18 protein-coding genes and 1 pseudogene are annotated in these 18,951 nt (G+C 63.8%); 10 read left to right on the top strand and 9 right to left on the bottom strand.

Annotated elements, in window-relative coordinates; genetic code table 11:
* Positions 1 to 240: 240 nt before the first annotated feature.
* Positions 241 to 1,473, bottom strand: a pseudogene (locus K323_RS27275) (alpha-hydroxy acid oxidase); the annotation flags it as partial.
* A 62-nt stretch (positions 1,474 to 1,535) separates the two neighbouring features.
* Entirely contained in the window at positions 1,536 to 2,306 is a 771-nt protein-coding gene (locus K323_RS27270; RefSeq protein ID WP_022886797.1) for a FadR/GntR family transcriptional regulator, read from the bottom strand.
* Positions 2,307 to 2,432: 126 nt separating this feature from the next.
* Between K323_RS27270 and K323_RS30290 the strand changes: the two genes are divergently transcribed.
* Positions 2,433 to 2,897: a glycosyltransferase family protein gene (locus K323_RS30290; RefSeq protein ID WP_211219875.1), complete on the top strand. Its 465-nt coding sequence runs from the start codon at positions 2,433 to 2,435 to the stop codon at positions 2,895 to 2,897.
* A complete protein-coding gene (locus K323_RS30285) occupies positions 2,894 to 3,646 on the top strand; it encodes a glycosyltransferase (protein WP_211219874.1) in 753 nt (250 codons plus the stop codon). Before K323_RS30290 ends, K323_RS30285 begins: the two co-directional genes overlap by 4 nt.
* 7 nt (positions 3,647 to 3,653) lie before the next feature.
* Here the strand turns inward: K323_RS30285 and K323_RS0118730 are convergent, their stop codons facing one another.
* From K323_RS0118730 to K323_RS0118715, 4 genes are all read right to left on the bottom strand, one after another.
* Positions 3,654 to 4,580 carry a 2-hydroxyacid dehydrogenase gene (locus tag K323_RS0118730; protein WP_022886796.1) on the bottom strand — a complete coding sequence of 309 codons (927 nt, stop codon included), beginning with the start codon at positions 4,578 to 4,580 and terminating at the stop codon, positions 3,654 to 3,656.
* 62 nt (positions 4,581 to 4,642) lie between these two features.
* Positions 4,643 to 5,497 carry a fumarylacetoacetate hydrolase family protein gene (locus tag K323_RS0118725; RefSeq protein WP_022886795.1) on the bottom strand — a complete coding sequence of 285 codons (855 nt, stop codon included), beginning with the start codon at positions 5,495 to 5,497 and terminating at the stop codon, positions 4,643 to 4,645.
* Positions 5,498 to 5,506: 9 nt separating this feature from the next.
* A complete protein-coding gene (locus K323_RS27260; RefSeq protein ID WP_022886794.1) occupies positions 5,507 to 6,493 on the bottom strand; it encodes a transketolase family protein in 987 nt (328 codons plus the stop codon).
* Entirely contained in the window at positions 6,490 to 7,362 is an 873-nt protein-coding gene (locus K323_RS0118715; protein WP_022886793.1) for a transketolase, read from the bottom strand. Before K323_RS0118715 ends, K323_RS27260 begins: the two co-directional genes overlap by 4 nt.
* Positions 7,363 to 7,505: 143 nt before the next feature.
* Between K323_RS0118715 and K323_RS0118710 the strand changes: the two genes are divergently transcribed.
* Positions 7,506 to 8,276, top strand: a complete 771-nt coding sequence (locus tag K323_RS0118710) for an IclR family transcriptional regulator (protein ID WP_022886792.1) — start codon at positions 7,506 to 7,508, stop codon at positions 8,274 to 8,276.
* 23 nt (positions 8,277 to 8,299) lie between these two features.
* Here K323_RS0118710 and K323_RS27255 read toward each other — a convergent pair whose 3' ends face one another.
* The gene (locus K323_RS27255) at positions 8,300 to 9,259 is read right to left on the bottom strand and encodes a DUF4862 family protein (RefSeq protein WP_022886791.1); all 960 of its coding nucleotides are present in this window, start codon (positions 9,257 to 9,259) and stop codon (positions 8,300 to 8,302) included.
* 103 nt (positions 9,260 to 9,362) lie between these two features.
* On the opposite strand from K323_RS27255, the gene K323_RS0118700 reads away from it, so the two are divergent.
* The 4 genes from K323_RS0118700 (at position 9,363) to K323_RS0118685 (ending at position 13,017) form a co-directional block, all read left to right on the top strand.
* A complete protein-coding gene (locus tag K323_RS0118700) occupies positions 9,363 to 10,349 on the top strand; it encodes an aldo/keto reductase (RefSeq protein ID WP_033373617.1) in 987 nt (328 codons plus the stop codon).
* Complete coding sequence (locus K323_RS0118695) at positions 10,346 to 11,203, top strand: hydroxypyruvate isomerase family protein (protein ID WP_022886789.1); 858 nt, start codon at positions 10,346 to 10,348, stop codon at positions 11,201 to 11,203. The genes K323_RS0118700 and K323_RS0118695 overlap by 4 nt, the downstream gene beginning before the upstream one ends.
* A 95-nt stretch (positions 11,204 to 11,298) precedes the next feature.
* Complete coding sequence (locus K323_RS0118690) at positions 11,299 to 11,979, top strand: aspartate/glutamate racemase family protein (protein WP_022886788.1); 681 nt, start codon at positions 11,299 to 11,301, stop codon at positions 11,977 to 11,979.
* A 75-nt stretch (positions 11,980 to 12,054) separates the two neighbouring features.
* Positions 12,055 to 13,017 carry a Gfo/Idh/MocA family protein gene (locus tag K323_RS0118685; RefSeq protein WP_022886787.1) on the top strand — a complete coding sequence of 321 codons (963 nt, stop codon included), beginning with the start codon at positions 12,055 to 12,057 and terminating at the stop codon, positions 13,015 to 13,017.
* A gap of 16 nt (positions 13,018 to 13,033) precedes the next feature.
* Here the strand turns inward: K323_RS0118685 and K323_RS27250 are convergent, their stop codons facing one another.
* Together K323_RS27250 and K323_RS0118675 are read right to left on the bottom strand one after the other, a co-directional pair.
* A complete protein-coding gene (locus tag K323_RS27250; protein WP_169515691.1) occupies positions 13,034 to 13,726 on the bottom strand; it encodes an RraA family protein in 693 nt (230 codons plus the stop codon).
* A 40-nt stretch (positions 13,727 to 13,766) separates the two neighbouring features.
* A complete protein-coding gene (locus K323_RS0118675; RefSeq protein WP_022886785.1) occupies positions 13,767 to 15,242 on the bottom strand; it encodes an FAD-dependent oxidoreductase in 1,476 nt (491 codons plus the stop codon).
* 200 nt (positions 15,243 to 15,442) lie between these two features.
* Between K323_RS0118675 and K323_RS0118665 the strand changes: the two genes are divergently transcribed.
* From K323_RS0118665 to K323_RS0118655, 3 genes are all read left to right on the top strand, one after another.
* On the top strand, positions 15,443 to 16,372 hold the full coding sequence (locus K323_RS0118665; RefSeq protein WP_026851840.1) for a dihydrodipicolinate synthase family protein: 930 nt from the start codon (positions 15,443 to 15,445) through the stop codon (positions 16,370 to 16,372).
* A 16-nt stretch (positions 16,373 to 16,388) separates the two neighbouring features.
* On the top strand, positions 16,389 to 17,567 hold the full coding sequence (locus K323_RS0118660) for an enolase C-terminal domain-like protein (RefSeq protein ID WP_022886782.1): 1,179 nt from the start codon (positions 16,389 to 16,391) through the stop codon (positions 17,565 to 17,567).
* Positions 17,568 to 17,638: 71 nt separating this feature from the next.
* The gene (locus K323_RS0118655) at positions 17,639 to 18,940 is read left to right on the top strand and encodes a hypothetical protein (RefSeq protein ID WP_022886781.1); all 1,302 of its coding nucleotides are present in this window, start codon (positions 17,639 to 17,641) and stop codon (positions 18,938 to 18,940) included.
* Positions 18,941 to 18,951 lie beyond the last annotated feature (11 nt).

The raw sequence follows: 18,951 nt of genomic DNA, 5'->3' as shown, positions 1-18,951 counted from the left end.
ACTGACGCTGGGCCCCTACGGCAGCTTGGACGCCTTGGCGGTAGCAGGCCGCTTGGCCGGTGTCGCTGCCGGTGTCGCTGCCTTGGCAGGCGCACGCTTCGCGGCAGCAGGCTTCTTCGGAGACGCGGGCTTCTTCGGGGCTGCAGTCGCCTTCGCGACCGACACGGCAGCGGGGCTCGACGCGCCGACGGACGCGGGCGACCTGCGGGCGGGAACGGCGGCAGCGGCATCCGTGGCCTGCCTGGCAATCGGAGTGAGCCGTGCAAGCTGGGTCACGTGGCCCGGCTCAAGCTCCTCCAGCGAGTTGACGCCGAGCAACCGCATGGTGCGCGCGACCTGCTCGGAGAGGATCTCAATGGTGCGATCGACACCCGCCTCGCCGCCGGCCATCAGGCCGTAGAGGTAGGCCCGCCCGATCATCGTGAACCGTGCGCCGAGGGCGACGGATGCGACGATGTCGGCTCCAGACATGATGCCGGTGTCGAGGTGAACCTCGGTGTGCGCTCCCACTTCGCGCGCGACCTCCGGCAGGAGGTGGAACGGGATCGGTGCGCGGTCGAGTTGGCGTCCGCCGTGGTTCGACAGGGTGATCCCGTCTACGCCGATGTCGACCAGGCGCTTGGCGTCCTCAAGGTTCTGCACGCCCTTGACGACGACCTTGCCGGGCCACTGCTCCTTGATCCACTTGAGGTCTTCGAAGTCGACGGTCGGGTCGAACATGGTGTCGAGCAGTTCGGCGACGGTGCCGCTCCAGCGGTCGAGCGAGGCGAACGCCAGCGGCTCGGTGGTGAGGAAGTTGATCCACCATTCCGGGCGGGGGAGTGCGTTGACAACCGTGCCGAGCGTGAGCGCAGGCGGGATCGAGAAGCCGTTGCGCTTGTCGCGCAGGCGCGCGCCCGCGACCGGAACGTCCACGGTGACGAGGAGGGTGTCGAAGCCCGATTTCGCGGCCCGGTCAACCAGCGCCATCGAGCGGTCGCGGTCCTTCCACATGTAGAGCTGGAACCAGTTGCGACCGTTCGGGTTGGCCGCCTTCACGTCTTCGATCGCGGTTGTGCCCATGGTCGAGAGGGCGAAGGGGATGCCGGCGCGCGCGGCAGCGTGGGCGCCGGCGATCTCGCCCTCGGTCTGCATCATGCGCGTGAAGCCGGTCGGCGCGATGCCGAACGGCTGGGCGACCGGGGCGCCGAGCACGTCCCAGCCGGTGGAGACTGTCGAGACGTCGCGCAGGATCGACGGGTGGAACTCGATGTCCTGGAAGGCCTGGCGGGCACGGCCAAGCGAAATCTCCGCCTCTGCCGCGCCTTCGGTGTAGTCGAACGCCGCTGTCGGAGTGCGTCGCTTGGCGATTTTGCGCAAGTCGTCGATGGTGAGCGCGGCGGCCAGGCGGCGCTTCTTGGCGTTGAGCTCAGGAGCTTTGAACTTCATCAGCGGCGCGAGGTCGCGCACCTTGGGGAATCGTCTTTGAACCATGGGATCACTTTCTGGTTTGGTTTGGTCTTGTCTTGTCTGGTCTGGCTGGTGTGCGCTTGTGGTCAGGCGGAGAGGGCCCGTTCCGGCGCTGCGGGCCCGGGAGTGATGCGGGACTCCTCGTAGTAACCATCGATGTGCGCTCGAACGCGCGCCGCGGCATCCGTCGGCTCACCGGCCGCGATCGCCGCCAGAATGTCGCGGTGCTCGCTGCGCAGCCGAACGGATGTCTGGGGCCAGGACTGCAGATTCGGTACGGCGGCCTGAACGTAGCTTTCGATCGAGCTGCGAAGCCCGGCCATCATCGCGGTCACGACTTGGTTGCCCGACGCTTCGGCCAGGCTGAGGTGGAACTGCGCGTCGAGGGCGAGGAACTCCGCTTCGGTGAGGGCAGGCCGGTCCATCGCGTCAAGCAGTTGGCGGGCGACGCTGAGGTCGGGGGCCGTGGGGCCGGAATCTGTTGGATGATCGCTGGCGCACGCCGTGGCGAGTTCGCTCGCAACTGAGGCCTCAAGCACGAGGCGGGTCTTCACGACGTCGGCGACCGCGAAGCCCTGTGCCGCGACCTGCAGCCGCATGAGCGCGCTCATTCCGCCACCGGGCAGCGCGACGATGATCGCGCCGGATGACGGCCCAGAGCCGGTGGCCGTGCGGATGAGGCCGAGCACCTCGAGCACGCGCAGGGCCTCGCGTACGCTCGAGCGGCCGACGCCCTGTTCGGCGGCGAGGGCGCGCTCAGGAGGCAGGTGGTCGCCGGGCTTCAGTACCCCGGAGAGCAGGTCGGCCTCGATGGAGCGCAGCACGGTTTCCCAGGCGCGTCGGGTGTCGGCGGGCATGTGCAGTCAGCCTCCCCGGCATCCGTTGTGGTGCGGCAATACGGCGTGGTGCAGCAATACCTGTGGTCTGACCACAGTCTACGCGCCATCTGGTGCGCCGGGCGACGGATGCGTATGATGACCGGCATGAGCGACGACGAGTCGGCATCCCGTACGGGCCGACTCGCGTCGTCCGCCACGCCTCGCACTTACCTCTTCGCGCTGACGGCGGCCGGCGGCACCATTCCCCCCGAACTCGGCGTCGCCCGTCGGCTCGTCGACCGGGGTCACAGCGTCACCGTGCTCGCCGAGGAATCGATCGCAGACCAGGTGCGACGCACCGGCGCGGCATACCTGCCCGGCACGTCGGGCACCGTGGACGAGTATCGCGACTGGGAACTACGGATGCCGACGAGTCTGGCCCGAGGCATGGCCGAACACATGATCTCCGGACCTGCGCCCGATCAGGCGCGCGACACGACCGCCGCTATCGATGCGCTTCGGCCCGACCTCGTGTTGGCCTCCTTCTGCCCGCGGACGGCTTGCCGCCGCTGGGTGTCGGACTGTCGCCAGCGCGCGGGCCCCTTGGTCGCCTGCGTGACCGCGCCATGAATTCCATGACGCCGCGGCTCCTCGACCGTTACGCACTCGTGCGGGTCAACGAGGTGCGCGCCGAGTACGGTCTCGAACCGAGCGCGACGACCTGGGGCCAACTGCAGGGCGCGCGGCGCCAGCTCATAATCACCTCCGCAGCGTTCGACTTCCCGGCGACCATGCCCGACAACGCTCGCTACGTGGGGCCGATCCTCGACGACCCGGCCTGGGCGGCCGACGCCGACTGGATGGCGCCCGCGGGCGACGGGCCGCTCGTGCTCGTGGCGATGTCCTCGACATTCCAGAACCACGTCGACTGCCTGAAACGCATCACCGACGCACTGGGGGGTCTTCCGGTGCGCGGCGTGGTGACCACCGGGCCCGCGGTCGCGACCAATGCGATTCATGCCCCGGCGAACGTGACGGTGGTGGCGTCGGCGCCGCACCGTGAGGTGATGCGCCAGGCTGACCTGGTCGTCACGCACGGCGGTCACGGCACCGTGATCAAGACGCTCGCGGCGGGACTGCCGCTCGTCATCCTCCACCACGGCCGCGACCAAGTCGACAACGCGGTGCGAGTCACGACTCGCGGAGCAGGCATCGCAGTCTCGCGCCGCGCATCCGCGGAAAAGATCGCACGGGCTATCGCCAAGGTCCTCGACGACCCCGGCTACCGCCGTGCTGCCGCGGAACTCGGTGAGACCGTGGCACGCGACGCCACCGGCGTCGTGCTGATCGACGAGCTCGAAAAGGTGGGTGCGTCTTAGCTGCGTCTTAGCTGCGCACGACCACGTTCACCGGGTCATCGCCACGCAGCATCCGTTCGATCTGTTCGCGCAGCAGCCGTGCCATCCGCGGCATCATCGCGGTGGACGCGCCGCCGACGTGCGGGCTGATCAGCACGTTCGGGAGTGCAAACAGGGGGTGGTCATCGGGGAGTGGCTCCGGGTCGGTCACGTCGAGGGCAAAGCGCAGGCGGCCGGATGTTGCGTGCTTCAGCATGGCGTCGGTGTCGACCACCTTGCCGCGTGCGATGTTCACCAGCAGCGCGTCGTCGGGCATCCGTTCAAGGAATGCATCGTCGACGAGTCCGGTGGTCGCGGGGGAGAGCGGTACGCCGACCACGACAATGTCGGCCGTCGGCAGCAGCTCGGGGAGTTCGTCGATGCCGTGGATTGCACCGCGCTCGTCGGTGCGCGCCCTCGATGCGACGCGCACCACGTTCGTTTCAAAGGGGAGGAGCCTCGCTTCGATCGCCTGTCCGACGCCGCCGAAACCGAGCAGCAGCACGGTACGGTCGGCGAGGCTCTGGTGGCGGGCAGGCGCCCAGTGGCCTTGCTCGGCGGCACGCACAAAATCGGGGATGCCACGCTGTGATGCCAGGATCAGTGCCAAGGCGAGTTCGGCGGTCGACGTCTCGTGCACGGTGGCGGCGTTCGCGAAGACGTGGCCGGGTGGGAGGGCCCTCTCGACCCCATCGCTTCCGATTGACTGACTCTGAACGAGTCGTGCCTTCACTCCGGCGAGGTTCCGCAGTTTGTCGAAGCTCCCCATATAAGGAGGTACAACAATGTCGGCGGATTCGAACGGGGCCCGGCCGGTCATATCCCATTCGATGAACTCGACACCGTCTGGAACATCACCGAGCGCTTCGCGCAGAGTGGTACCTGGGACACTGACGAGGAGGCGGGGTTGGTTCATTCTTCGAGCCTATCGAGCACGACAGGCCGAGCCGTGCGGTGGGATTCCGCACAGGCGACGAATCAGTCGGCTGCAGGGACGAGCCTCTGGCTCCCGGAACCGAGTCCGTCGATCCCCACTTCCATGACATCGCCTGCCACCAAGTAAGGGAAGCGACCGGACATCGCCACGCCCTCCGGGGTTCCGGTGTTGATGAGGTCCCCTGGTTCGAGAACGACGTATTGAGAGAGGTTGTGGACGAGTTCTGCCACGGTGAATACCATGTCCGCTGTGTTGGAGTCCTGTCTAGGCTCACCGTTGACCGTCGACCACAGACGCAGGTTCTGCGGGTTCACTTCGGACGCAGGCACGAGTGAGGGGCCGACGGGGTTGAACGTCTCAGCACTCTTGCCCTTCGACCATTGACCCCCGGAATGCACCTTCTGGAAGTCCCGCTCAGAGACGTCGTTCGAGGTGACGTATCCCGCTACGTAGTCGAGCGCCTCCTCAGGAGACGCCAGGTACCTGGCCCGCTTTCCGATGACGACGCCGAGTTCGATTTCCCAGTCCACTTTCGTAGCACCGCGAGGTATCGAGACGTCATCGAATGGACCGACGACGGTGTTGGGGTGCTTGTAGAAAAGAATGGGCACTTCCGGAGCGCTATTGCCGGATTCTGCGGCGTGGGCAGCGTAGTTCTGGCCGATACACAACACCGCCATGGGGCGCGCGATCGGCGCGGCGATCCGGATGCCGACTGGAGCGTCGTACTCTGCCAACTGGCCTGACGCGAGGGCCGAGCGCGCGCGATTGATTCCGTCGCTGGACAGGAAGGCGCCATCGATGTCGCGGGTGAGGGAATCAAGGCGGTAGTAACGGTCGTTGTCGCGGAGCACCGGCACTTCACTGCCGGGTTCGCCGAGTCGCATGAATTCCACGGTTGTCCTCTAGTCGGATGAATGTTGTGAGATGAACGCGCTGACGCGGTCCGCGAAGTGGGCCCCGGTGAGTGCGAATGCGTCGAGGAGCTCCCGCGGCGTTCCGCTCTCACCGTACCGGTCATCGACACCGCAACGAAGAATCGGACGCGGAAGCGCGGATCCCAGGAACTCAGCGATAGCACCACCGAGGCCGCCGGCGATCTGGGCTTCCTCCGCAGTGACGATCCGGCCGGTCTTGCGCACGCTCACGAGGATTGTGGACTCGTCCAAAGGCTTGATCGTCGGCACATGAAGTACTTCGGCATCTGTGCCGTGCTCTGCCAGGATGCGCGCTGCGATAAGAAGCTCATAGGTCATCGTGCCTGTACCTGCGAGGGTCACGTCGCTTCCTTCCCTCAGCACGTAGGCACGGCCAATCTCAAACGGCGCCGCCGACGAGCTGAATATCGGAGTCTTGTCGCGAGCGAGTCGGAGGTAGGACGGCTTCGCGTTGACGGCGACCGCAATTGTCGCCTTCTCAGCCTCGACGCTGTCGCCAGGAGCGATGACGACCATGTTTGGCATCACCCGCATGAGAGCGATGTCTTCCAGCATCTGGTGCGTGGCGCCGTCCGGGCCGACGTTGAGTCCGGCATGTGAGCCGATGATCTTGACCGGCTGGTCGTTCAGTGCGGCTGTGGTCTTGATCTGTTCCCAGTTGCGTCCAGGACTGAAGGCGGCATAACTGCTCGTGAACGGGATCTTGCCCATCAGCGCCATTCCACTTGCGACCGTCACCAGATTCTGCTCCGCCACTCCGACCTCGATGAATCGGTCGGGGAATGCCTCCTTGAACAAACTCATCTGAGTGCTGTCGGTCAGGTCGGCGCACAGCGCGACGACGCGGTTGTCGCGTATCCCGGCCTCGACCAAGCCCCGACCGAATCCGGCTCGAATCGGTTCGCGCTCCACGTCATCCGAGAACACGTTGGGGTTCAATTGGTACGCGCTCATGACGGACTCTCCGATCCGCCGGCAGCATGCAGCCCGGCGAGGGCCAGCGAGGCCTCGGCCTTCGAGGGCGCCTTGCCGTGCCAGCGGAAGTCATACTCCATGAAACCGACGCCTTTGCCGGGGATCGTGTGGGCGATGATCACTGTTGGTTTGTAGCTGACGGCCTTCGCCATGTTGACTGCATCGATGATCGCTCGGATATTGTGACCGTCGACTTCCAGGACATGCCATCCGAACGATTCCCATTTGCCCCTGAGATCTTCCAATGGCATGACATCTTCGGTCGATCCATCGATCTGGATGTTGTTGCGGTCGATGATTCCGACGAGCTGGCCGAGTTTGTACTTGCCGGCGAACATCGCGGCTTCCCACACGTTGCCCTCATTCAGTTCGCCGTCGCCCAGCATGACGTAGACGAATCTCTTCGGGTCACGATCGATGTGCTGCAGCACATATGCGCACCCCGCGCCTTGGGAGAGTCCGCTGCCGAGTGGGCCACTCGTGTTTTCGAGGCCAGGCAGCGCGCCGCGCTCCGGATGTCCCTGAAGGCGGGATCCGTATCGACGGAGCGTGTCGAGTTCCTCGACGGGAAAGTAGCCGGAATGGGCCATCGCGGCATACAGCACCGGTGCGGTGTGGCCGTTGCTGAGCAGGAAGATGTCTCGCTCTGCCCAGTCCGGATTCTTCGGGTCGTGCCGAAGGATGTGAAAGTACAGCGCTGTCAGCAGGTCGGCCATTCCCAATGGCCCTGCGCTGTGTCCGCTCCCTGCGCGCTCGAGCATGCCGATGATTGATCGACGGATCAGTGTGGCCGTTTCATCGAGATCAACGCCAGTGCGTTGCTCCCCCCGCTTTGCCGCAATCGTCATTGAGCTGCTTCCTTCGGCTCCCGGCTTCACTGAGAGCTTTCGCTATATGAAACCTACTTACGCATAGTGAAGCCTATACCGCTGCGCCAAGTCACTCAAGGGATTGGCGGGATACTGTGGCAAGCGAAAGGATTCCCGTCCCCATGAACTCAGAACCGCGCGAGACCTACGAACTCAGTAGTGTCGACAGGGCGCTCACCATCCTGACGATCCTTTCCCGGCGTCCAGGCATCCGTCTGGGTGAGCTCAGCACTGAACTCGGGGCAAACCAAAGCACGGTCCTGCGAGCGCTCCGGGTCCTTCAGCGACATGGTTTCGTTCGAAGGGGCCGCTCCGACGTCGAATATCTGCTCGGAACGCGACTGGTCGAATTGGGACAAGCGGCTCTGGCATCCATCGACATCGCGCAGGAGTTGCGCCCGCTGGCAGCGCGATTCTCGCAGATGTACAACGCGACGGCGCACATCGGCATGCTCCGCGGGGGGACGATGACCGTCATCGACAAAGTCGATCCGATCGATCCGGTCGTGCGGTATTCGTTTCTCGGCGCACGAATGCCGCTGCACGCGACCGCCATCGGAAAGGCGGCGCTCGCGCTGGTCGGAGAATCCCTGATGACCCAGCTGTGGGATGAACCGCTGAGAGCACATACGCCGCAGACGATTCTCGATCCGCCGACCCTTCAGGCAGACATCGATGAGACGCAGCGGCGACGCTTCAGCGTTGAACAGCAGGAATATCAGATCGGCTTCGGCTGCGTCGGTTCGGCATTCCGCATCGACGGAGATGTCTATGCCGTCAGCATTTCCGGATCCCTCGTCGACCTGCCGGAACTCATCCGTCGGGGCGAAGAACTCCGCGACGGGATGGACGACTTCCTCGCGGAGCATGCCGGGGTGGCGGCTGGTCTGTGACCTCGAACCTCAACGGCGCGCACTCAGCTTGTGGGAGTCGCTGATCTCTCGATGGAATCGCGCAGAATAGCGAGGTTCGCTGCAACGAGGCCCACACGCTCGTCGAGTACAGCACCCGTGGGCGATCCGACCTTGATCCCGAGGAAGCGCAGTTCAGGCGCCCCGACCGCTCGTTGCACGCATCTGTCCAGTTCCCCGACAGTGAGGAGGCTGGTGCGTGCGGCCCCCGCGAGGTCGCTGCTCGACCAGGCGCGGACAGGGAGATGCCGGTCAGCCCATGCCTCGCCGTATTCCGAAGCGACAGGGGAGCATCCGGAGAACACGACGCCGGCAAGCAGACCGCGAGTGGCTACGGTGTCGATATGGTCGAAAGCGCCCTCCGCACCGCGCCTCTCAATGGCAGACCTGCCCCAGTTGATCACGATGCCCAGCCCGTGGTCCTCGGCGAGCTGCAGTTCCTGCTCGAGCGGGAGATAGCCTTTCTCCGGCACATGATCAGTCGACTCTGAATCGCAGTGCTCGATCGCAAGGGCAACGTCGGCCCAGTCCCAGCCGGAGATCTCCTGGAGTGAGCGGGCACACGCGACCGCTGAAGAAGATCCTCCTCCTGGGGCGGTGTGCAGTTCGATATCAGCAATCGTTCCGCCGGCTTGTGAATTCGTTTCTTGAACGAACGTCCATGCCGCTCGGACTGTTTCAACGGCAGCGGCCCGTGCTCCTTCATCGACGGAGGCGAGGCCGAATGCGGCTCGGGAGACGAGCCCGGCGACCATCGCAGGGACAAGGGTCAGCACATGTCGGGCGTGTCGCGGTGCGGTACCGAGGTATTCCTGCGACTGCCATGGCGAGCCACTATCGACGAACGGAATCTCAAGGCCGCCCAATCCAGGGGCGCTGAGCACGCCATCGGTGAATGCACGGAACTCGTCCGCTGACATGGTCGGTCGGGGCGAAGAGGCGTAAGCGCCGGCGATGGTTCTCATTCGTGTGACTTCTCTCCCGTGCCGTCCCGGCAGTTCGCGCGGGGTCAGGCCCCGAGCCTATACTCCATCCAGACGCATGTACTGAGCTCGATGAGGAGCACCAATGACAGCTATTACGGCCCACAATCTGACTGGCGTGCCTGTTCCGATGTCGGCGCTCACCCTGGGGACGATGACGTTCGGCGACACGGTGGACAAGCGCGAGGCGGCAGCGATGCTCGATAGCGCAGTAGCGGCCGGCATCACCAGCATCGACACCGCGAACGCCTATGCGGGCGGTGCGACGGAGACGATGCTGGGCAAGTTGCTGGCCGACCAGTGGGGCGAATTGGTTCTTGCCAGCAAGGCCGGCATGCCCCACCCAGACGCGGGGAACTCCTCGCCGCTTTCGGCCGCCGGGCTCCGATCATGCGTCGAGGGGAGCCTCAGAAGACTGGCCGTCCCGGCGATTGACATCCTCTACCTGCACGCACCAGATCGGTCCGCCGAATTGAGCGAGACCCTCACGACGGTCGCTGAGCTCGTCGCAGAGGGCAAGGTCCGCGCCCTCGGAGTCTCGAACTATTCCGCCTGGCAGATCGGTGACGTGATCAGGGTGGCGGAGCAGGTCGGAGCACCACGACCGCAGCTCGCCCAGCAGTTGTACAACGCCGTCGCCAGACGGATCGAAGATGAATACCTCGAATTCGCGCGCACGCATCGTATTCTCACGGTCGTCTACAACCCACTCGCGGGGGGACTGCTCACCGGCAGGCATTCCTTCGAGGAACAGCCGTCATCCGGCCGGTACGGCGACTCCCGCGTCGCGGGCATGTACCGGGACCGCTACTGGGACGGGAACGTCTTCGCAGCGCTGGACACATTGCAGGACATCGCACAGCTCGAGAACGTCTCGCTCGTTGAGCTGTCCCTGCGCTGGATACTCAGCAGATCGGATGTCGCCGGCATTCTCCTCGGTGGTTCCCGGTCAGCCCAGCTGGATACCAACATCCAGGCGCTCGCGAACGGTCCCTTAGACACCGATGTGGTCGATCGAATCGATGCGGTCGGAGACGCCTTGCGTGGTTCGATGCCGGCATACAACCGATGAACGAGGCACACGGTGTCATCGAATCGCGCTTTGAGCTCTCCGCCAATCTCTCGCTTCTGTTCACCGAACACGCGCTCCTTGATCGATTCCAGGCGGCCGCAGACGCGGGGTTTCGAGCGGTGGAATTGTGGTGGCCGTTCAGAGAGGCGCAGCCGAAGGGCCGCGAAGTCGACGACTTCCTCGCCGCGGTGACCGCATCCTCTTGCCGGCTCACGGCGCTCAACCTATTCGCAGGCGACATGGCGGCTGGTGAGCGTGGAATCATCTCGTCACCCGACCGCACGCGTGAACTCATAGATAACCTCGACGTCGTGGTGGAGGTCGCACGAAGCACCGGATGCCGCCTGTTCAACGCGTTGTACGGCAGGAGGGACGCCACGAGCACGCCCCAGCGACAAGATGCCGCTGCCGTCGACAATCTCGTTCTCGCGTCAGAAGCCTTCGCCGCTGTCGGAGGGACGGTGCTGGTCGAGCCATTGAGCGGTATTGCCGATTTCCCGGTGCGAACCATCGCTGAGGCGATCACGGTGATCGAGGAGGTGAGAGCTCGAACGGGTCGGGGGAAGATCTCGCTGTTGTACGACACATTCCATCTCGCAGGCAACGGCGAGAACCTCGTCGGTGTCATCGACGAATATGGCCCGTTCATCGGCCATGTCCAAGTCGCCGATTACCCCGGGCGCGGCGAGCCGACGACCGGCCGTGTGGACTTTCCAGCCGTCTTCGCCGCGTTGGATCGCGCGGGATATTCCGGTCTTGTTGCTTGCGAATACATCCCATCGCGCACAACAAGCGAGTCCCTGGCCTGGATCAGCGAACTGCCGGATCTGCATCTGGCCAGACCAGGCTTATAAACGCCTCCGCGTCCACGCGGAATATTACCCGCGCCAGACCCCGCGAAACGTGGACATATACTGTGGGTCTCTCACCTCGAAGGTAGGGAAAACAAATGGCAAAGATCGCAATGCTGCACACGAGCTTCGTGTTTTTGAACGTCGATACCCAGATTCAGGACCTCATCGGTTCACTGCTTCCCGAAGATGAGTTGATTCATTTTGTCGACTCGGATGTTCTCGCATCTGTGGTGCGCGATGGCGGGATCTCTCCGTCCAGCGAGGAACGGATGCTCCATCTCGCGCAGGCGGCGGAACGCGCGGGCGCTGACGTTATCTTCTCAGCCTGCTCGTCTCTTGGGCCCGCGATGGATGCGGCGAAAGCACACGTCGGTATTCCCATCGTCAAGGTCGATGATGCGATGACACGCGACGCAGCGATGGCTGGAGGCACAGTCGGTGTGCTCGCCACCGTTCCGACAACCCTCGCTCCGACCGCGGATCTCATCCGACTGCACGCCCGTGATGCAGGAAGGGAGATCCAGGTCTTCGAACAACTCGCGGCCGGCGCGTTCGACGTCCTGATGAACGGCGACAGGGAAGCTCACGATGAGATGGTTCGACAGAGCGCCCTCGAGCTTGTCGACAGGGGCGTTGATCAGATTGTGCTCGCACAGGCATCGATGGCGCGCCTCGCCGGCCCGTTGGGGGAATTGACCGGGATCCCCGTGCTGGCAAGCCCGAAGGTCGGAGTCGAGAATTTGGCAGAGCTGGTGCGTTCAGGGCTGGAGGCATAGGCGAATCGGTGACAGCGTTTAACTTCAATTGAAATCGTTTCCGACGCCGGCCGGGCGTTCGGTGAAGGGATACTGATGGCACACGTACGTTGGGGAATCATCGGATGCGGGGACGTTACCGAGGTCAAGAGCGGCCCGGCGTTCCAGAGAGCGAGCGGCTCAGAGCTCGTCGCTGTGATGCGTCGCACTCCGTCACTCGCAGAGGATTACGCGAAACGACACGGGGTGCCACGGTGGTACGACGATGCCGACGGAATCCTTCAATCTGACGACATCGATGCGGTCTACATCGCGACTCACCCGAACACGCACCGAGAGTACGCACTGCGTGCCGCAGCGGCCGGCAAGTCTGTGTACGTCGAAAAGCCGATGGCGATGAGTGAAGACGAATGCCGTCAGATGCAGTCTGCGTGCGACGCTGCCGGCGTCGCCCTGTGGGTCGCCTATTATCGGAGGGCGCTTCCCCGATTCGAGAGGATTCGCACTCTGATCGCCGACGGTGCGATCGGCCAAGTGCGGGCGGTGAACTCCCTGCGGTACCAGACGGTCAGCTCGCGCGCATGGCAGAATCAGGCTGGCCTGTCCGCGGGAGGATACTTCTTCGACGCGGCTTGCCACACACTCGACTATCTGGACTCCCTCTTCGGCCAGATGACGGATATCGCCGGCCTGGCGACGAATCACAGTCCGGCGAGGGCGCACGAGGACACTGTCGCGGCTTCGTACCGCTTCGAGTCGGGAGTAATCGGCAGCGGTACGTGGTGTTTTGATTCAGATGTGGACGTGGACACCACGACCGTTGTCGGTTCTGAGGGGACGATCAGTTTCTCGATTTCCGCTCCAGAACCCATCCACATCGTCAGGGGGAGGCGGGTCGAGCAGATCAGCGTGGATGATCCGCCGCATGTCCACCAGCCGCTTGTACAGACCATCGTCGACGAAGTGAACGGTGTCGGGTCCTGTCCGAGCACGGGCACGACCGCAATGCGGACGGCCCGTGTCATGGATCAGATCCTCGCCGACGTCAGACGACGCTGAGAAGTCTCCTGCCGTTTCAGGATCCGTAACCGCGGTGCGCCTTGTAAGCGGCCAGCGTGAAGCCATCACTCTTGATGAGGTCCATGTCCGTTGCTTCGATCCTGCGCACATTCTCGACTTCGTCATGGAGGCGGTCCAGGACCTCCCACGGGACGACGACGACTCCATTGCGGTCGCCGTGGAGAAGGTCCCCCGTCTTCACGCGCTGGCCATTGACGTTCACCGGCTCGCCTACGGCGACGATCTCGTAGTTGGCATGCGATACCACGGGAAAGCGCATGAAATAGTGGAAGCCGATCGCACGGACCTCTTCGATGTCGCGGAGTCCGCCATCTGTCACCATGCCGACGGCGCCGAGGCGTTGCGCCAGGCGCGACATGATCTCTCCAGAGTATGCAACGCGTTCCGGAGCACCGCTGGCATCTGCGATGACCAGGACTACCGGGCCTTCCATCTGCTCGAGGGCGTCCCACATGCGCCAGTAGCCATCGCGCTGGGCCGGTTCGCCCGGTGCGTTCGACATGGTGACCGTCAGCGCGCGGCCGACCATGGATCCCAGGTCGGGGAATGTGCATTGCACGGCCCCGCCGATGAACCCTTCTGTGCGGTCGCGGACGGCAAACCGTTCGATCGCGTTGGCGACCGTCGGACTGTCGACCCCGGCCAGGAATTTCTGTTCTGCGGTGCTCAATGCTCGTGACGAACTCATCGTCATCCTTTCTCTTTGCTATCGGACTGGTTGAGCGGAATCAGCGGGCAGCAGCAGCTCGGTCCGGTCTCGATCCGGCCAGTGCCTGACCGACGAGCCGTCCGGACGTCATCGCCCAGCCGATATGGTGGCCGTGGCCTTTGAGCATCATGCCGCCCTGGCCGACGCCGCCGACGGCGAACAGCCCGGAGATCGCCGTGCCATTCGGACGCAGGACACGCTGCTGTTCGTCGACCGCAACGGATCCCTCGGTGACCGTGAGCATGCTGGAGACCGGACCCATCGCCACAAATCCGGGTCGGAGGGAAGACGACGCGATGGCACCCTCGAGCGCGGACCCGTCGAGCCCGAGTCGGCCGGCCAGCTCGGCAGGCGTCTTCGCCGCAGTAATGAGGTCAGGTCGCCCCTTGCGGTAGTCCTTGAAGTAGGCGAAAGCAATACCCGGGGCAGTCGATACATGGTGTGGGGGGATGTCGAACTCCGCGGCGATGCGTTCATCCAGAATCAGGAATCCGCTCCCTCCCGTACGTGCCGACAATTCTTCCGCCGGGCTCTGCTCTTCGCCGAAACGTTCCCCTGTCGAATCCACCAGGATGGCCCCCCGGCGAAAGAGGGAGTCAGTGGGGGACATATGCGACACCAGCAATGACTTCACGACGGGTCGCAGCAACGCCGGAGGCACAGAGTTGGCCACTAGCCCTTCGATCCGGCAGAGCCAACGCCAGGTCGGTAACCGGTCGAGCAGTCCAGGTTTCGGCGAGGGGGGAAAGCGGAGTTGTGGTCCGAAGAGCGTGTCCATGTGCTTCAACTCCGCGCCGGCGTTCGCGGCCAATCGGTGCCCGATCCCGAGCGAATCGGGATTGATCGGGAGAGCAGTGACGGCCCCCTGCGGCAGATGCGCTTGGCGCATCTGCGCATTCCCGCTGAAATCCCCCGTGGCGAGCACGACGCCCCTGGTGGCGAGGAAGTGGAGCGGCTCTCCATCCACGGTCGCGGTCACTCCGACGACGGCATCGCCTTCGCTCATCAGCTCTGCCACTTCGGCGCTGGTGATGGTCCTGACCCCGAGGCGCCGCGCCGCTTCCTTGAGTCGAACAATGTACGTTCGTGAGTTCGGAATGACGTTGTGCATGCGTGGCACGCGGTGCGGTGGTTCGGGGAACGGTCCCGCGAAAGACACGCCGTGGTGCATCAGCCAGTCCAGCGTCGTGGCCGATTCCGTGGCGTAGAGGCGCCGCAGCTTCGGTGCGTCGCCGGTGAGAAGCGGAGTGTCGAACTTCCACATGTCCTCAACGAGATCGTCTGCGGTGTCAGTGATGCCACGCCTGCGTTGGAAACTGGTGCCGGCTGCCGTCAGGGACCCGATCGAGAGGGCGGTCGTCCCGCCGACGAATGGCCGGCGTTCGAGCAGCACCACGCGGGCACCGCCTTCGGCTGCGGCGACGGCGGCTGACAGCCCTGAGCCTCCGCCGCCGACCACGATGACGTCGGCGGAATGGTCGGAAGGATTCGTCATTGACTCCCCAAATCTTCGGTATCGTTTTCAAGATAGCTCACTTTTCTGGCGCAGACCAGCACCGGATGTTGATTCACCCGAACGAGATCGGCAAGGTCCCGAGCGGCTCCCAGGATGATCGGAAAGTCAAGAGACTATTGCGGATCACACGCATTCGCGCTTGAATAGTGGGCAAGTCCACCCACAAACGAGAGGCGAAGATGCCTGTACCGAACCTACGAGGAGTCACACCTGCCATCGTCACGCCGTTTGACGAGCGGGGCGATGTTGACTTCGAAAGCCTGCTTTTTTATTGCTCTTGGTTGAAAACGATACCAGGGGTCACGGGAATCGTGGTCAATGCGCACGCTGGAGAAGGGACCTCGCTCAGCGAGTCGGAGCGGTCGGAGATCACGCGCGCCATCAAAGCCGAGCTGCCAGACCTTCACATCGTTGCGGGTGTCGGCGGAGACGGCACGCGGGTCGTCGCCCGAGAGGCCGAGCTGGCCACAGAGGCCGGCGCAGACTCTCTGCTCGTCTTCCCTTCGCTCGCTGCATTGCGTTTCGGATACCAGCACGGGTCGATCCAGGACCGCTACCGCGCCGTCTGGTCAGCGTCTTCCCTTCCGATCACGGTGTTCCAGTTCCCGAACGCGACGAAGGCGACGTACTCACTCGAGCTTCTCCTGGAGCTCTGTGCCATGGACGGGGTGTTCGCCATCAAGGACGGCGGGCGCGACATGATTCGATGGGATGTAGAGACTCCGATCATCCGGCAGCACTTCCCAGAGATCCAGATGCTCACCTGCCAGGACGAGTTCCTCCTCCACACCATGTGGGAATCGGACGGGGCTCTGGTCGGGTACGCCGCCCTCATTCCCGAGCTCATGGTCGAACTTCTGGAGAAGGCGAAGGCGCACGATTACGACGCTGCGAAGGCAACGTACGACCGGATGATTCCGATCACTCGCGCCGTCTATCACCGCGCATCACACATCGAGTCGACCATTGCAATGAAGATCGGACTGGTACAGCGCGGCATTATCCGGACCGCCACAGTGCGTTCTCCGCTCATGCCGCTCGAGGATGGCGCACCGGCACAGATCCGTGCGACTCTGGCGGCGGCCGGCGTCAGCCTGGCAGACGCATGACCGGGGCGGACAGGCTATGAAGATCGTCGATATCCGGCACATCACCGTGCCCATCCAGTCGGACATGGCCAACGCCTTCATCAATTTCTCGAAGATGGATGTCAGTGTTCTAGCCATTGTGACGGACGAGGTGCGAGACGGCAGAACCGTTATCGGATACGGGTTCAACTCGAACGGTCGATATGCCCAACCGGGTATCCTTTCGCACCGAATCATCCCGAGAGTGCTCGATTCGGAGCCTGACACCCTCGTCGATCCGGAGACCGGTCACCTCGATCCTGGGCTGATCTGGACCGCGTCCATGCGAGACGAAAAGCCCGGCGGCCACGGGGATCGAGCAGTCGCGGTCGGAATCCTTGACATGGCGTCCTGGGACCTCGCCGCAAAGCTTGCCGGCATCAGCGTTCAACAGCTGATCGCCGAGCGATCGCCCGCTGGTATCGGAACGGCGAATAAGAAGGTGTGGGTATACGCGGCAGGCGGCTATTACTACCCAGACCGCGGTATCGACGCATTACAAGACGAGATGAAGCGCTATCTCGCAATGGGATATCGCACAGTCAAAATGAAGATCGGCGGCGCATCCCTCGCGGACGACATCCGTCGAATCGAGGCCGTCCTGTCGATTCTTCCTGATGGGGCAACCCTGGCGGTCGATGCCAACGGTCGCTTCGACACTGAGCAGGCAGTCGAATACGCGCGCGCACTGGAACAGCTGCCGCTCCACTGGTACGAAGAGCCGACCGATCCGCTGGACTATGAGGCCCTGGGGATCGTCGCGGAGAATTACACCGGAGTGCTCGCGACAGGGGAAAACCTGCTCTCGAGGCATGAGGCGACCAACCTCATCCGGTACGGAGGCCTGCGCTCGGACAGGGATGTCCTCCAGATGGATTCGGCGCTGAGCTACGGCTTCACGGAATACCAGAGAACCCTTAGCATGCTTACCGGATACGGGTGGGATGCGGCCAGGTGCGTTCCGCATGGCGGGCACCAGTTCAATCTTGCTATCGCAGCAGGGTGCGGGCTGGGTGGCTCTGAGTCGTATCCGGGGATATTCGAACCGTTCGGGGGCTTTGCCGACGGCGACGAGGTCCAGGACGGCTTCATCACCCTGCCTGACGTCCCCGGTATCGGACTCGAAGAGAAGTCGTCCCTGGCTCCGGTCCTTGCGCAGCTGGGCAACTCGAACTGAAGGACGGCGGCAGGCTCGTCCTGTCTCGCCCGCCGGCCGTCCAACGCGGCCGGCGGGTCCGGCGCCAGAGGATGGGGGATAACACGACTAAGGCTCTGAACACCACGCTCGCGCTGCTGCTCGGCCTGCTGATCGTGACGGTCGCAGTGTCCATCGTCGTGCCGGAGGCCACTCTCGTGGCAGGGGCGCTGACGCTTGCCTCGGCTTTGACCGGGCTGTTGCTGATCCCCAGGACTCAGCGACTGGTCGCCGTGATCCTGCTCTTCGTCGGAGTCTCAGCCCTGATTCTGGCGTCCATACTTGGGCATTCGGCCCGCCCGGCCGAACTTCTTTCGCTGAACCAGGACCTCATCAGCATGTTGGCCGCCGTCTCCTTCATCCAACTCATTACCATCTCCGCTGAAACCTCGGCCTCGAGGCTCTCGGGGCGGATGGCGGTCTGGCGGACCGCAGCGGCCGTGCACCTTCTCGGTGCCGTCATCAATGTGAGCGCACTCAACATCATTGGGGATCACCTTGGCCGGCGGGGCCGACTGTCGATTCCGAATACGCTGCTCTTGTCACGAGCATTCTCTGCCGGAGCATTTTGGTCCCCGTTCTGGGCAGCAGCGGCTGCCGCAATCGCCTACGCGCCAGGTGCAAAGGTGAACGTACTGATCATCGCGGGCGGATGTCTCGCGCTGGCGGCGATGGTGTACAGCATCAGCGGGGTGGTGAGGGCGTTCGGTCCCGATCTGGCCGACTATCACGGATATGTCCTGTCCTGGCGGGTGCTCAGGGTTCCCCTTGTGCTGGTTGCCGTGGTGTTGATCGCCCACGGTGTGCTCCCACAGTTGCCGATTCCGAACGTCGTACTGGTCAGTTCGCTCGGCATGACCATCGGTGTCCTCCTTGTGCGGCAGTTCAGGACGGCGCCGACGATCATGTTCCGGCACCTGTTCCAGGTGCTGCCGCGCATGAAGGGAGAGGTCACGCTGTTCGCCTCCGCCGGTGTCCTCGCGGTGGGGCTGGGCGCCTACTTCAGTGTGATCGACTTCACCCTCCCGCTCTCCGAGTTCACCGTTGGCTTCGCGTGGCTGTGCACCCTTGGGATGACCATGCTGTCGCTCGTCGGTGTGCACCCGGTGATTTCGATTGCGGCTGTCGCGACCCTCATCGCACCGATGGATCCAGATCCGAGCTTGTACGCCATGGCTTCGATGATCGCCTGGGGCGCCTCGGCTGCAGCTGGACCGATCTCCGGGCTGAACATCTATCTCAACGGGCGCTTCGGCACCGACAGCTTCGCGCTGATGCGGCGCAATCTGCCATACCTCGGGGTGGTGATGATCCTCGCCTGGCCGGTATTACAGCTCTGTGCCACTCTGGCCTGACTTTCCGGTAT

The organism is Glaciibacter superstes DSM 21135, assembly GCF_000421145.1.
Lineage (GTDB): Bacteria > Actinomycetota > Actinomycetes > Actinomycetales > Microbacteriaceae > Cryobacterium > Cryobacterium superstes.
This window is presented reverse-complemented; position numbering and strand designations above follow the sequence as displayed.